This is a genomic window from Roseibium sp. SCP15, from assembly GCF_040329435.1.
Lineage (GTDB): Bacteria > Pseudomonadota > Alphaproteobacteria > Rhizobiales > Stappiaceae > Roseibium.
In genome coordinates this window covers 12,126-26,211 of sequence record NZ_JBDZYI010000002.1, presented here as the reverse complement: position 1 = coordinate 26,211, position 14,086 = coordinate 12,126, and the positions used below count along the sequence as shown (strand labels likewise).

Sequence of the window (14,086 nt, the reverse complement as noted above, 5' to 3'; positions counted from 1 at the left end):
TGTTCGAGCCTCTGTCGCTTCAGAGGCTCGTTTCCCAGTTCGGAAAGATTGCAACATGACCGATACCTCTCGGATTGAGGAAGTCGATATCGACTTCTCGGCAATGGCTGCCGAGGACGAAGCTCACTTCGAAAAGTTCAAGCTGCACTGGCCGGACTACGCCTTGGTCGCGATGTTCGTCGCTTTGTTCCTTGTCGTATTCCTCCAGTTCTTCACACGCTACGTCCTGAACGACTCGATTTCCTGGACGGAGGAGGCGGCCCGCTATCTTCTGATCCTGCTGTCTTTTGCAGGGGCTGTCCGGTGCCAGGCGAAGGGGTCACACATCGTGCTGGAGTTTGTCGACAAATACTATGGCCGCTATTTGCCCTGGATCCGCCTGTTCGCACTCGCCATGACGTTCGTCTTGTTCAGCGTGATCATATGGTCTGCATACGGCCTGATCCAGCGCACGTCCTTTCAGCAGATGGTCTCGCTGCCGTTCCCGAAATACTACCTTTACGCTGCTGTGATGGCTCTGACGGGTCTGAATGCGGTGACAGTGCTCTGGCAGATGATCAGTTCGGTCAAACGAAGCGAGGGAAAGTGACCCCATGGCTTTGACAATTCTCTTTGCTTCGCTCTTTGCGTTGATGTTGCTCAGAGTGCCAATTGCGTTTTCACTGGCACTGTCTTCCTTTGCCTACATTCTCTATGCCGGCATGCCCCCGGTGCTGTTGTTCCACAACATGGTCAATGGCATGGACAGCTTTCCATTGCTGTCGATCCCGTTTTTCATTCTTGCGGGCGCACTCATGAATTCTGCCGGCATCACAGCGCGCATATTCGGGTTCGCCCGAGCGTTGGTGGGGTGGATGCATGGCGGGTTGGGTCACGTCAACATTGGTGCAAGTATCATTTTCGCGGGAATGTCCGGTGCGGCTGTCGCAGATGCGGGAGGCCTCGGCGCCATTGAGATCAAGGCCATGCGGGAAGCCGGCTACGATGACGATTTCAGCGTCGGCATCACTGCCGCATCTTCAACCATTGGCCCGATCATTCCTCCCTCGCTGCCGCTTGTGATTTTTGGCGTTATGGCTTCCGTTTCAATCGGCAAGCTGTTTGTCGCCGGAATTGTGCCCGGTCTGCTGATGGCTGGTGCTCTTTCGGCAATGGTCTGGTGGACATCGCGCAGGAGACACTATCCAAGGGACGTCGACTTCAGACCGTCGCTCATTGTGAGCCGGTTTCGCGAGGCCTTCTTGCCTCTGCTGACGCCGGTCATCATTGTTGGAGGCATTGTCACCGGGGCTTTCACGCCCACGGAAGCAGCAATTGGGGCCGCCGCTTATGCACTGCTTCTGGGCAGCGCGGTCTATCGCAGCCTTACCTTGCGCAAACTGATGGTCATTTCCCTGGAAACCATCGAAACGACAGCGGCGATCATGATGATCGTCGGTGCGGCAAGCGTGTTTGCCTGGATATTGACAGCCAACCAGATCGCAAGTCACTTCGCCGAATTTGTCCTGTCCTTCACCGACAGTCGAGCAGTTGTGCTGCTGCTGATCATGCTGGTTGTTCTGATCGTCGGCCTTTTCATGGAGACAATTGCGGCAATCTCAATTCTGGTTCCGGTCCTCATGCCAGTCGCCGGTCAGTTCGGCATCGACCCGGTTCACCTTGGTATCATCGTCATCCTAAACCTGATGTTGGGTCTGCTGACACCTCCGGTCGGGATGGTTCTTTTCGTCTTGTCACGTGTGTCCAAGGTTCCATTCGAGAAGTGTGTTGCAGCAACTTTGCCCTTTCTTGTTCCGCTGCTGGGGGTGCTGCTGCTCCTCACATTCATTCCGGCAATGACACTTTGGCTTCCGGATCTGGTGTACGGCAAGTAACCAGTTGCAGGGCGCTGGCTGACGCAAAGAGGGACCGAGGATCAACGACACTCGGTCCCGTTTCATTGTGTGCTGCATGAGCCATGTCATCGAAACCTTACCAGGGTCGGCAAGGCTCCTGGCATGGGCGGCTGGCTGCTGCGCTTTGCGCTTTCAAGGCAGAGCAATCAGTTCGGAGGCCAAGCGTTCGTCAGGATACCTCAGGGTACCACTCCGACGCTGCTGTCTTGTCTTGTCTCAGTCGAGCTCGGTCTCCCGCTGACAGAAGATTGATTGAATCCGGTGTACGTAGGGGAGGAGTTGCTAATTGTGTCGGCTTTGAAGAGTTGAAAATACTAGAAAGACTTCAAAAACAGCATTCTGGCGCAGAGTCAGGTCAGAATTTACCAAGTTGCAAATAATCTCGACTTTCAAGTTGCCGATGTAGAACATTGGCAAATATCTCATTGACAGAACTTGGCGCGCTTGTTAACGCTTCGTTAAGTTTGCGTATCAAGCTCGGACCGCCATTCAGCGGGGGTCTATTTAGTACTGAATTTGCATTATCTAATGGGGCATCAATGAAAATTACTTTTCCGAAAAAACTGTCATCGTTTTTTGCATCGCTCGCGCTTGCGGCTGCGGTCACCACGGTGGGTGGTGCAGCAAATGCTGTAACCTTTGGATTTGGCGGGTCTTCCCCCGATTCACACTCCAAATTCTTTACCTCTGGCGGCATTGGCGTGACAGTGACCGCTGGCACGTTCATTGGACCTAACCCGTCCTCTATCAATTACGCCACCCGCCGCGTTGACCACCGGAATGGTCGTCTCGGTGCTGACGGCTTTTTTGACGGTGGCCAAGTTGATGGATCCCTTGGTAACGACGTCCTGGTGTTCACATTCGACCAGAACGTTCGTATCGACAGCATCAGCTTCACAAGTGTCGATGGCGATGACGACTTCGCTTTTGGCGCGGTTGCCGGCAATCTGTTCAACCGCTTCGTTAACTTTCAGGACGTTGAAGACATCGTCTTCACAGCCGACTTCCTTTCTCCGGCCTCTCTGAGTGTTGGAAACAGTTTCGGCATCGGTGCTATTGGAAGTCTTGATGACTTCAAAATCACCGCTCTGACCGTGACCGCTGTCCCGGTTCCGGCTGCGCTGCCGCTTCTGGCGGGTGGTATCGGTTTCCTGGGTTTCGCCGGCTGGCGCAGAAAGCGTTCTGCAGCTGCGTAAGCAACTCAGACCTTTGAAACAGAGAAAAGCGGTCCTTCGGGGCCGCTTTTTGCGTTTTGGGAGTGCAGCATCAATCAATCGGCATCCAGGCCCCTCCGACAATCAGGAGAGGGAACGTTCCAATGCCGCTGCGGACATACCTGAATTAGCTGCAACTTCCTGGGTGAGCCAGCAACAGCAAAGAGGGTCAATGCCATTCGCACCGTTGAAGATCGGGGCGTTCCGGTCGGTGCCCGTTGTCCTCGCCTGCAATGTTCCGTCGGTACCTCGATTTGGCACGGTGCGGCCCCATCAGCGACGCTTTGCGGGGAATTCACTGCTTCTCGATGCCAACATTGTTAGGCGTCTTTTGAGAGAAAAGGACTGCTGATCCTGACATTGGCAGTTTTTTCAATCTGCGCGTGACGCCGATCACAGCCATTTGCTCTCGACTCTGGTTGACCTGGGTCAGACTTCCTGATGAGTTTTCGGGAATTTGATTGCATCGTTCGTCTTTGGGTTGGGGAATTTAATGATTTTCAGATTGGCCACTTTGATTACGCCTTTGTTGTTGCTCGGAGCAGCAAAGGCGCAGGAAGCCGGTGTCGAGCAGAAAAGCCAGGTGATGATGATCCTGGACGGATCCAACAGCATGTGGGGCCGTGTCGACGGCGAACCGAAGATTTCGATCGCCAAGGACTTGATGACCGATCTCATCACCAACTGGGATGACAGCACCGACATGGGGTTGATGGTTTATGGTCACCGCCGAAAAGGCGACTGCGCCGATATTGAGGTTGTGGCCATGCCGGGGCGAGTCAATCGCCCATACCTGATCGACAAGGTGCAATCCATCTCTCCGCGCGGAAAGACGCCCATCACCGAAAGCCTACTTTTGGCGGCTGTGAGCGTTCAGTACTTCCAGGGCAGGAATTCTGTCGTTCTCGTCAGCGATGGCATCGAAACCTGCGAAGCAGATCCTTGCGAACAGGCGCGCTCTCTTGAAGAGCTGAACCCGGATTTCTCGGTCCATGTCATCGGCTTCGATGTGACGGAAGAAGAATTCAAAAGCTTGCAGTGCATTGCCACAGAGACCGGCGGCAAGTTTTTCAGGGCCAACAATGCAAACGAGCTGAAGGATGCCTTGAAAGAGACTGTTCACGCCGTCAATTCTACTCCTCCCGCACCGGAGCCTGTTCCCGTTGCCCAGCCTGCCAAGCCGGAACCTTCTCTGCTTCTCTACGCCAAACTTTGCGAAACCTGCGAAAGCGAAAATCACGACATTCGCTGGACGGTGCGTGACGGAGATACCGTTCTTCACGATCAGCTTGGAGTGATTTATTCCGACGAGAAGCAGCTCCCCCCCGGGACCTATGATGTCAAAGTGCAGTATCACTCCAGCCCGCTCGTGCGGGAGGGGCAAGTCACGATAGGTGAGGATGGCCAGCAGGTCGGAGCCTTTGATCTCAATGGTGGTTCGGCCCAGCTCTACGCCTTTGCCACAGAGGACAGGAATGTCGCTGCCAACCCGATTTTCTATCGGTTCTATCCGATCATCGATGGACAGCCTCAAACGAACGCCATTGCTGATAGTGCTATCTCGAACGAGGACACATGGTTGCCGGCGGGACGTTATCTGGTGACGGCCGATCATGAAAATCTGAAGGGCAAGGCCGAGATTGAAATTCGCCCTGGCGAGACAACCAACTACACGTTCGATCTACGTTTCGGCTCCATCCGCCCGCAGGTCTCCCTGTATGAAGGCGGAAAAGTTGTCCGGGGCCGCATGTCCTACGGTATCTTTGAAACGGAGGCCGCTGCTCAAAAGGCCACCGGCACAAACGGAGCCCTGGCAAGCAAGCTCGGCGAGCTGAACGAGTACATGTCCGTTCAGCCGGGAGATTACTTCCTCAAGATTGCCTACGACAACGGACTGGGAGCGGTTTCGAAGATCGTCCCGATCACCGTTGCAGCGGGAGATAAGTCAGATCCGGCAATCAGCATGGATGTTGCCCCGTTCAAATACGCCATCACGACCAACTCGGGCTTTTCCGGTTTTGGCCTTGAGCTCCACAAAGCGGGGGACGATGGCAAAAGTGCCGGAAAACTGGATTTTGAAATCAACGCCAAGGGCTTGGGCGTCGTTCCTCCCGGAATGTACTTCTTCCGGATCAGCAACAAGGGAGAGGTCATTGTCACCAAGCCTTTTGAACTGACCACCGGCCATACCAGCGAACTCAACATCACCATTCCATGAGGACCGGCAATATGAAGACGTTTTCCGTTGCTTCCGTCCTGATGGTGTCGGCAACAGCAATTGCTCTGAGCCCCGCCGGGGCAAGCGATTTGGACGTTCCAGTCATGGAGATTGCCAGCGACGACCTGGACACTTGCGCTCTTGGAAAAGTCGCAGGGCTGAAGAAGGATGGCGACGGCTTTCTGGCCGTCCGGTCCGGGCCGGGAACGAACTTCCGGAAGCTCGATGAAATCCATAACGAGGACATCGTCTGGCTGTTCGAGCAGAAGGGAAACTGGATCGGTATCGTTTATGGCGTCGGTTACGATATGAACTGCAGTGCCGTAGATCATGACCGTCCAGTCCCCCATCGCGGCAAGAAGGGCTGGGTACATGAAAACTGGATCGAGTTTCTGGCGGGGTGATATGGTTGGTATGACTGTCATTCGCTCAGGCATTCTGCTGGTAAGCCTGTTGTTCGCGCATTCACTTGCACTGGCTGCAGAACAACCGGCTCTCACCTGGTCGGACCGGGTTACGGTTGAGCAGGAAAGCGGCGATCTCGTTGACACACCGCCAATTGTGCAAGTCGGTGAGATAAGCCTTAGCCGTTTTTCGCAGATGCAGAGCGTCACCTTGCAGGAAACCTTGAAGGTTGATGCCTACGATGGTCCTGAAACGGTTTATGTCTTCAAGGTCTGGCAAGGCGGTGCAAGTCAGGGCGAGCAGCTGATGCTGGTGACACTGTCGCAGCAAGGCCTCGATATTCTCGGGCCTCATGAGACCGATTTTGAAACGCTCAAGGTTATCCCTTCGGAAGGAAATGCCGGACCGGTTTTCGAACTCTTCAGGGCCGATACCGCCAGCCCACTTGTCAGGCTCGAATATTTCACCGGGCAATTGATCGAGTTGAATTGAGCAGTCACCCATCGTCGCTCGGTCGGCTTTTCCTGCCAACGATATGGTCAGATTTTTATTCCGAATTGATTGGAAGAAATCATGTTCTCCAGGCTGAAAGTCAAACAACTGCATTTGATCCTGTGCGCGTTCCTTCAGGTGCCGTTGGTCTTTTCAGTAACCTCCGATGTCTTTGCTTCCGGCAAGAACCAGCTGGACACGCATATCGAAGCCATTGAAGCAATGGTGCCCAGGATCGAGGGACTGAATACCTCCTGCGAAAACGATCGATCTTGCGGAGAGAAGCCGGTCTGCGAAAGCCGGATGCATGTTCTGCGCGATGTCATCAACCTGGATCGGTTGCTGGATCAGTACGTTCAAACCTTGAATGCGGAAGATGCCGCCCTGAGCCGTGGCATAGATGATGCGATTGCAAACAGCGACTTGCATGCGGCTGCCTTGGAAGGGGCCCGGATCGCATCGAGCATCACGCATACAACAGATCAACTGCTGGGGGCTGTGACCGAGCTCAACGGCATTGCATCATTTGCCCTGAGCCCTGACTTGAGCAATCCGGACGCCGTATGGGAATTGCTCAAGGACGCCAATTCCATAATCAATCGAATTGCGGATGCCACCTACGGAATTGATCAGCACATAGAATCCGTACGGTATGTCAACGTTCCCGATGACCAGAAACACAAGCTAATAGATCTCAAGAAAGGCTATGAAAACGCCTTCATTGCCTGGACGGGTGGTCAGCTGGGAACTTCGAAGAGCTTTGAAAAAGCCCTGGACAGGCACAAAAGCAATCTTTCCGACGCCGTCAACCTCATGCGCACGGCAATGGCGGAAGTTGCAAAAGCCGATTCTGCCGATGAAGTTTTCAATGAAATTGCGAGTTACAGAAAGAACGTTCTTCGCGACACGCCGCAACATCTCAAGGCCACGGTTCAGAAGAGCCTGGACGCAGCGCAGGTGACAGCGACCAAGTTGAGCAAGGAGAGCCAACTCGCCTCCAAACGCGCCGCGCAACTCGCAACAGCACAGATTGTCGCCAGAGTGGTCCAGACCTATTACTCCGAACCTTATCTGAAAGAATTCAGAAAGAAGGTTCAGCACCTGAGAGACCTGGCAGCCAGGAGTGGCGACAGGCACCTGGCGCTTATCGAAGAGAGGGATCTGGTGCGCAAACGGGCGCGTCAAGCTGCCCAACTGAAAGACAGGTTGAATTCACTGTCGAGCGGCTTGCGCCAATGCGCCTTCGAAAGCTGCAGGGAAAACTTCGCATCATTGGATATGCTCCAGTTGCCGGAGATCCCCTCCCGGAATGGCAATCTTATGTACGCACAGGCTCAAAAACGGCTTAGGCCGACCCTTGCAGCCGTTACCCGTTCCCTCTCCACAAATCTGACCGGCGGCAGCGTCGATCCTGTTTTCTCGGAAGGTGAAAAGACTGTCTCGATTGACACGTCTTCCAGCGGCTTCGAGGCTCTCTGTTCGAAGTGCCGTATTTTTGCCGGTGAGGCCAACGCGCTTGTCGCACGGATCGCGCTCGGTGAAGCGCGCCGGGACGCTCTGAAAGTAAGCGGCGACGAGCTTGCTCAACTCAAGATCGCGAGACGAGCCGCGCTGAAAGAGGCGGAGGAACTGCAGGATCAATACAACGCGCAGAACAGCTCTGGCTTGTTTGGAAGTTGGGCAAAGGTTACGGAAGATCACCAGACCGACCTTTCAGAGCTCGGATCGCAGATCCGCCGCTTGACGACCCGGACGAGAACATTGGGAGATGAGATCGAGCGGATCGAACAGATGCACGCGAAGTTCGATGAACTCGATCGGCAGATTTCTCAGGACCGCCAAAAGTTCAACGAAGTGTTGGGACGGTTGGACGACTGCAATCTGAATATGTGCAGCCGGCAATCCACTGATGCCGGATCAGGTGCGGACACGCAGCCGACAACGCAGTCCGACAATCATGAAGACTGCGCGGAACCTGACACCAACCAGTCCGCAAAGACGCTTGTCATAGATGTCGTTGTCGGGACGGATCAGGAAATCGCGGACCCAGGCTCGGCCACAACCGGTTCTGGCTCAGACACCACCATTCCGGTCCCTGATGAGGCAGAAGAATACGTTCTCGTTAAAGTGAAGGAACCTGTGACAATTCCATATTGGTGCACCAAGAAAGAGACCGGGTCCAAGTTGGTGAAGTGCCAGTTGCAAGTTTCGTCGACTGTTGTTGAATGTTGGGTTCCCAAATCAGTCGCGGCAAAAGGCGTCAAGAGCTGCACCGAAGCCAGGAAGATTTACAAGGACCGCAATGGGGGGTAACCCTCCAAAGCATTCCTGAACTGTCCTTCAACACGTTGAAGTACTGCTTGTCCGCGTTCGCGTCGGGCCATTTTGGGCACGTTCAACCGAGTGCAAACCAAGGTGGCGGCGTGGCGCCTGATGCACAACTCGGCCGCGTCGCCCGAACGACGCAATGTCCACCTGCGGTGCCGGAATGTGTCCTGGAACACAGGATTTACAGTTGCTGGTTGAGGAAGTTACGTTTGTGATTTGAAGCACATAGAAGAAATCCGGACCTTGTTATCTGATGCTCAATTTTCTGATTGAGAATAAGGCTCGGGCAATGATTTCTATTACTGCAAACGATTACGTCAAGGATGAAGGCAATAGCGGCAAGACCGTTTTCACTTTCACAATCACAGCAAAGAATATTTTTGATCATGAAGGCAACGGAAATGGCGACAGCGCGCTTTTGAACCTCCGGCTGCTCGACAAGGGAATGGATGGTTCAGATGGGCTCAAGCTAATCGCCGATCCGAAAGCTGGTGTTGCAATGACCAGCAGCCTTGCCGGTTCAATCAGCTTCGACAAAAACAAAGACAAGTTCGAGAAGGTCGAAGAAACGTTCGAAGACGAGTCCGGTGAAACCATTACCGTTGTTGATTACATCTACACAAAGACAATTCAGGTTGAAATTACCGGCGACACGGACGTGGAAGCCCACGAGATGTTCGGGCTCGCCGTTACCGGCGGCTGGATGAAACGTGACGGAAAGATCACATTGGACCCTGGTCACGGTCAGGGAGTGAATCCGGACTTTCCGACTGGGAATTTCAAAGTCAACGAAGTTGCCTACCAGGTCGTCAGAAATGATGACGGTGAAGGTAAAATCAATGAAGAGGCAATGACGGCTCTGGGCGAACAGGCGGCAAAACTCGGGCTCTCAGGCGGCAAGGCTCACGTTGAATTTCTCAAAGGACGTCTCGAATTCGATCTTAATGGCGAAGGCAGAAAGTCCGAACCCAAAGATTGGTCGGAGCTCACCCCAGAGGAAAAGATCGAGGAAATCAAAAAGCTGATCGAAGAAATCGAAGCAGAGGAACAAAGAGTTTTGGAGGAGATCGATGCTGAAAACAGCAAGGGGGTCTCCGAAGAACTCAAAAAGCGCCTGGGTGAGATCGATGAGCGTCTCGACAAGGAGCGTGAGCGCCTCGAAAAGGCGGAGCGGGAACTGAAAGAGCAGCAGGAACAGGAAGCAGGCAGCAGCGGCGCATCAGAAAAGATTAAGTTCGACAGCGGCGAGCAATCCTTCGCTTTTGACTTCTCAAGCTCTCCAGAGCCCAAAGGTGCGTCAGAAGAAGGTAGCACCTTTGAGGCCTTTGATGCTGAAAACGTTGAGCACTTTGAGTTCGTCAACGGGGAAGAGTTTCACTCTTCGGAGGTTCTTCAAGAGAACCTTTATGACCTTCAGATCACAGACCCGGACTTTGCCTTCTGAGCGGATTGCGTTGAGAGTATGAGATCTGCACTAATGTTTTCAGCCTAAGAGGTTGAATTCGCAACATTAAGTATGAAAAGTTTGATGGTGCTGCCGGAGAGATTTGAACTCTCGACCTCTCCCTTACCAAGGGAGTGCTCTACCCCTGAGCTACGGCAGCATCTGGTGGGCTGTGCGCCGGTGCTTTGGCGCGCCCTGCGTTCTGAAAAAAACAATGTAGAACTGTTCGTTTCGGGACGCGAATGCTGGTGCCGATCAGCGGTGCCGACCGGATTGATGGGGCTTTTGCCACAAGAGCTTTCGGGACGCAAGAAGTGATTTGGATTTTTTTCGCGAAGCGATTCTCGCCGGGCAAGACTGAGGCGGCAAATGCCGTGATCCTTGCGGATTTTGACCAAAATCCGGATTTGTGTCGCGCCTGTGGATATTGCTTGAGGCGCTTGATCCGAGCACGGGCAGGGGGGCGACAGGATGGGAAAGTTCCATTCGACCAGTTTGTGGTTTGTCGATTGGCCTGGTGAATGACGAGGCGTTGGTAAGTATCAACTTGTGGGCTTTGCTGCGGCTTGCAAGCTTGCTAAACAGAGCGTGAAAAATATGGTTGAAGAACGCAGATGAGCGAAAAAGACAAGCAAGAGCAACCCGTTGCCGCTGGACAGGAAGGCGAGGCCGGTTCTGGTAGCAAGATTGCCACCCGTGAGAAAAAACCGACCAAGGAAGAGCGGTTGGCGGAAGCACTGCGGGCAAATTTGCGCCGACGCAAAAGTGCGGCCAAGTCGCGCAAGGACGGTTAGCCCTATCTGGTATGTACGAGGCCGATTGGGCAATTGCCTTGAGAATGCCCGATTGTGAGCATTTGCGTGCCTTGCATGGGTCATAAGGAGCGTGTAGATCGCTCGTCTGATGTGAGATTTATTGAAGTTGGTGCCGCGCGAGATCGCGGCCAGGATGCGGGCAACGGGTTCGGGGTTTCATATGGATAGTATTAAAGTCGTTGGCGGTGCGGAGCTGAACGGAATAATCCCGATTTCCGGGGCCAAGAATGCGACGCTGCCGTTGATGATTGCATCGCTGCTGACAGACGAAACCCTGACATTGTCAAACGTTCCGCGCCTGCGCGACGTGGCGCAGCTGATGCAGATTCTTTCCAACCATGGCGTCGACTATTCGGTAAACGGCAAGCGTAGCGGTCAGGATGACCTTGCCGGTCAGACCCTGAACCTCACGGCGCGTGAGATTGTTGATACGACCGCTCCCTATGAACTTGTTTCGAAAATGCGCGCCAGCTTCTGGGTCATTGGTCCGTTGGTTGCCCGGATGCACGAAGCCCGTGTTTCGTTGCCCGGAGGCTGCGCCATCGGCACCCGCCCGGTCGACTTCTTCATCGATGGCCTGGCAGCTCTTGGTGCGGATATTGAAATCGAGGGCGGCTATGTGGTCGTCAAGGCACCAGGCGGTCTCAAGGGTGCCCGAGTCGAGTTTCCGAAAGTCTCTGTTGGTGCCACGCACACCATCATGATGGCCGCAACGCTGGCCAAGGGTGAAACCGAGATCGTCAACGCCGCCCGCGAGCCGGAAGTGGTCGACCTGGCTAAATGCCTCAAGGCCATGGGGGCGAGAATTGAGGGCGAGGGAACACCGGTAATTCGCATTCAGGGTGTGCCACGGCTCCATGGTGCTCATCATGCGGTTGTCCCTGACCGCATCGAGACGGGCACCTATGCCATGGCGGTTGCTATGACCGGTGGCGATGTTCTGCTGCAGGGCGCCCGGACCGATCTGTTGGAAAATGCACTCGACACCTTGCGCCAGACCGGAGCCGACATCACGCAGACGGAAGAAGGCATCAAGGTCTATCGAAATGGAAATGGCATTCAGCCCGTTGATGTGACGACCGAACCTTTCCCCGGATTTCCCACCGACCTGCAGGCGCAGTTCATGGCACTCATGACAAAAGCAGGTGGTGCCAGCCGGATTACCGAGACCATCTTTGAGAACCGTTTCATGCACGTGCAGGAGCTGGCCCGCCTTGGCGCTCAGATCCACGTGGATGGCCGTACGGCGACCGTTGACGGCGTCTCAACGCTGCGTGGCGCACCGGTGATGGCAACGGACCTTCGTGCATCGGTTTCTCTGGTGATCGCCGGATTGGCCGCAGAAGGTGAAACCACTGTCAGTCGGGTCTATCATCTGGATCGCGGCTTCGAGCGTCTTGAAGACAAGCTCACGCGCTGCGGTGCGCGGATCGAACGCATTTCCGGTTGAACGCAGGCGGCAGTTCGGCTGCCGCGCGCCAATCAATCTGCAGGCATCTGACGCGAGACGACCCGTCCACGTGAAGTGAATGACGGGCCCGGCCCGCCGCTGCCGCTGGTCATGATGGATTCGGTGATCGGACTGAGGGCAGGGGCAGCAGACGTCCACACAACCAGAAAGTTTGAGCCGACACCACCTGACGTATCATTGATCGGGATCAGCACGGTTTTGGACTGCAAGGGTGCCAGCTCAACCGGGCTTTCCAGAATCTTGCGCAAAAGCTCGCCATTCTCGCCGTGATAGTCGACACGCGTCAGCGTAATGGCGGTTTCCTGGTCGACGTTGTGAACGGCAAGTGTCGCAGCAAGCAGATCGGAACGGTTCGGATAAGAAAAGATCCGAGAGTAAGCCGGCACGTAGATGGTTTCTCCTAGGGCTTTTTGCAGCAGGTCCTGGGCGCCGGCGACCGGTGTTGTGAGGACGGCTGCCAAAACGGCCATGACGGTGAGTTTCTTGAGCATTTAGCCCCCTGATGCGTGAATTTGAGCTCAGCAATTCTCGAAACTTTCCAAAATACGGTGCGTGAATGCAAGTGGGACCAAAAGAGACTTGAAACGGGAAGCGGGAGGCTGGATCGTAAGTAACGTAAGTCTTTTGAGGGGAAGCAAGTCCAATGGGGGCTCAAACGATCCGCTTTTTGATACAGGTGGCATTTGCTCTTGTGGCAATGGCGGCAGTCATTTTCGTGCCGGCCCCTTACGGTCCCTCATTGGGGTTTTTCTTGCTTGTATTTGGCCTCTGGCTCGGAAGGCGCGTGTTTCAGAAGATTGCGACACTTGATGAAGTCAAGGCTGATTTGCGCCAGCGCGTGGACGATGGACCCTGAATTGGTCGTGGGAGAGGGAATATGTGCCCTCTCAACTCTCGGGTCGGAACGGGACACACGCGAAGGGAGCTGGTCTTTTGGTTCCTCTTGCCATTCAGCACAGTCCTGCTCGAAAGTCTGTATGTCAGGTCCACGCAATCCAAAACAACAGCCGCAGCATGTTGGTGGCTTTCCTGGGTGTTTGAAAGCGGAGCGACCGGGTAGTGACATCACTTTCATCATTCGGAGTTGGCTTTTCTGGCATCGGCGCTGCTTATCTCGTGAGGGAGCTGCAATCTGCGGCGCCTGCCTGCGGAAATGGAGGAAGGTTCGTTGCCGAAAGGCAAAGAGGCGACGAAAGACACCCGGAAAGTCGGTTTGGCTGCATTCGACATTGCCAAATGCAGCTTTCCGTTTTAGGTCATCAGCCTTGGGACATGGGCAGACCCGACCTATATGCGGTTTGCCGAAAAACGACTAACCGGATCAGAATTCGACCACCATGGATCAGCTGAAACTCGCCGCCCTTGACCAGGAAGATCTTCAGGTTCTTTCCGCCCATCTTCAGGATGCTGTCCTGACCGTTGCAGATATTCGCTATTTGCCAAAGGAAAAGAAGGCGGTCTTTGTTGTAAACCGCTTCGTCTGGGACAAGGAAGCCGACAAACGCTCAAAGGAACACGAGCGCCGCCGCTCGGCCCTGGCATTTGCCGGTGTGACCGGCATGAAAGCACAAAACATTCGTCAAGATGCAAAAGGCGTGGTGCTGGAACTGTTGGCCGTCACGTTCGAGCCTGGGGAGGAGCCTGCGGGCCGCATTGAATTGGCATTTGCGGGCGGAGCAAGTCTTGCGCTCGATGTGGAATGCATTGAGGCGCAATTGTCGGATCTCGGTGCCGCATGGTCCACGCCGAACCTGCCTCATCACGACCTCAGCTGATCAACGATGACCTGAACTTGCGGTACCTG

Annotated in this window: 13 protein-coding genes and 1 tRNA gene; 12 read left to right on the top strand and 2 right to left on the bottom strand. The window is 54.5% G+C overall.

Annotated features, from left to right (window positions below; all coding sequences use genetic code 11):
- Nucleotides 1-55 precede the first annotated feature (55 nt).
- The 8 genes from ABLO27_RS07490 to ABLO27_RS07455 all read left to right on the top strand — a co-directional run bounded on the left by ABLO27_RS07490 (nucleotide 56) and on the right by ABLO27_RS07455 (nucleotide 9,996).
- Entirely contained in the window at nucleotides 56-589 is a 534-nt protein-coding gene (locus ABLO27_RS07490) for a TRAP transporter small permease (protein ID WP_353031773.1), read from the top strand.
- Nucleotides 590-593: 4 nt separating this feature from the next.
- Nucleotides 594-1,874, top strand: a complete 1,281-nt coding sequence (locus ABLO27_RS07485; protein WP_353031771.1) for a TRAP transporter large permease — start codon at nucleotides 594-596, stop codon at nucleotides 1,872-1,874.
- 446 nt (nucleotides 1,875-2,320) lie between these two features.
- Entirely contained in the window at nucleotides 2,321-3,091 is a 771-nt protein-coding gene (locus ABLO27_RS07480) for a VPLPA-CTERM sorting domain-containing protein (protein ID WP_353031770.1), read from the top strand.
- Nucleotides 3,092-3,602: 511 nt separating this feature from the next.
- Nucleotides 3,603-5,327 carry a vWA domain-containing protein gene (locus ABLO27_RS07475; RefSeq protein WP_353031769.1) on the top strand — a complete coding sequence of 575 codons (1,725 nt, stop codon included), beginning with the start codon at nucleotides 3,603-3,605 and terminating at the stop codon, nucleotides 5,325-5,327.
- Between the two features lie 11 nt (nucleotides 5,328-5,338).
- A complete protein-coding gene (locus ABLO27_RS07470) occupies nucleotides 5,339-5,731 on the top strand; it encodes an SH3 domain-containing protein (protein ID WP_353031768.1) in 393 nt (130 codons plus the stop codon).
- 1 nt (nucleotide 5,732) lies between these two features.
- Nucleotides 5,733-6,224 (top strand): hypothetical protein, encoded by a 492-nt coding sequence (locus ABLO27_RS07465; protein ID WP_353031766.1) that lies wholly within the window; start codon nucleotides 5,733-5,735, stop codon nucleotides 6,222-6,224.
- Between the two features lie 81 nt (nucleotides 6,225-6,305).
- The gene (locus ABLO27_RS07460; RefSeq protein WP_353031765.1) at nucleotides 6,306-8,537 is read left to right on the top strand and encodes a hypothetical protein; all 2,232 of its coding nucleotides are present in this window, start codon (nucleotides 6,306-6,308) and stop codon (nucleotides 8,535-8,537) included.
- A gap of 304 nt (nucleotides 8,538-8,841) precedes the next feature.
- Nucleotides 8,842-9,996: a hypothetical protein gene (locus ABLO27_RS07455; protein WP_353031764.1), complete on the top strand. Its 1,155-nt coding sequence runs from the start codon at nucleotides 8,842-8,844 to the stop codon at nucleotides 9,994-9,996.
- An 85-nt stretch (nucleotides 9,997-10,081) separates the two neighbouring features.
- On the opposite strand, the gene ABLO27_RS07450 is transcribed toward ABLO27_RS07455, so the two are convergent.
- A tRNA-Thr gene (locus tag ABLO27_RS07450) sits at nucleotides 10,082-10,156 on the bottom strand.
- Between the two features lie 454 nt (nucleotides 10,157-10,610).
- Between ABLO27_RS07450 and ABLO27_RS07445 the strand changes: the two genes are divergently transcribed.
- Nucleotides 10,611-10,790 (top strand): hypothetical protein, encoded by a 180-nt coding sequence (locus ABLO27_RS07445; protein ID WP_353031763.1) that lies wholly within the window; start codon nucleotides 10,611-10,613, stop codon nucleotides 10,788-10,790.
- A 181-nt stretch (nucleotides 10,791-10,971) separates the two neighbouring features.
- Nucleotides 10,972-12,261, top strand: coding sequence for a UDP-N-acetylglucosamine 1-carboxyvinyltransferase (gene murA / locus ABLO27_RS07440; RefSeq protein WP_353031762.1), 1,290 nt, complete (start codon nucleotides 10,972-10,974; stop codon nucleotides 12,259-12,261).
- 32 nt (nucleotides 12,262-12,293) lie between these two features.
- Here the strand turns inward: murA and ABLO27_RS07435 are convergent, their stop codons facing one another.
- Entirely contained in the window at nucleotides 12,294-12,773 is a 480-nt protein-coding gene (locus ABLO27_RS07435) for a DUF3124 domain-containing protein (protein WP_353031761.1), read from the bottom strand.
- Between the two features lie 152 nt (nucleotides 12,774-12,925).
- Between ABLO27_RS07435 and ABLO27_RS07430 the strand changes: the two genes are divergently transcribed.
- Both ABLO27_RS07430 and ABLO27_RS07425 read left to right on the top strand, forming a co-directional pair.
- Entirely contained in the window at nucleotides 12,926-13,138 is a 213-nt protein-coding gene (locus ABLO27_RS07430; RefSeq protein ID WP_353031760.1) for a hypothetical protein, read from the top strand.
- A gap of 481 nt (nucleotides 13,139-13,619) precedes the next feature.
- The gene (locus ABLO27_RS07425) at nucleotides 13,620-14,057 is read left to right on the top strand and encodes a DUF2948 family protein (protein WP_353031759.1); all 438 of its coding nucleotides are present in this window, start codon (nucleotides 13,620-13,622) and stop codon (nucleotides 14,055-14,057) included.
- Nucleotides 14,058-14,086: the final 29 nt, after the last annotated feature.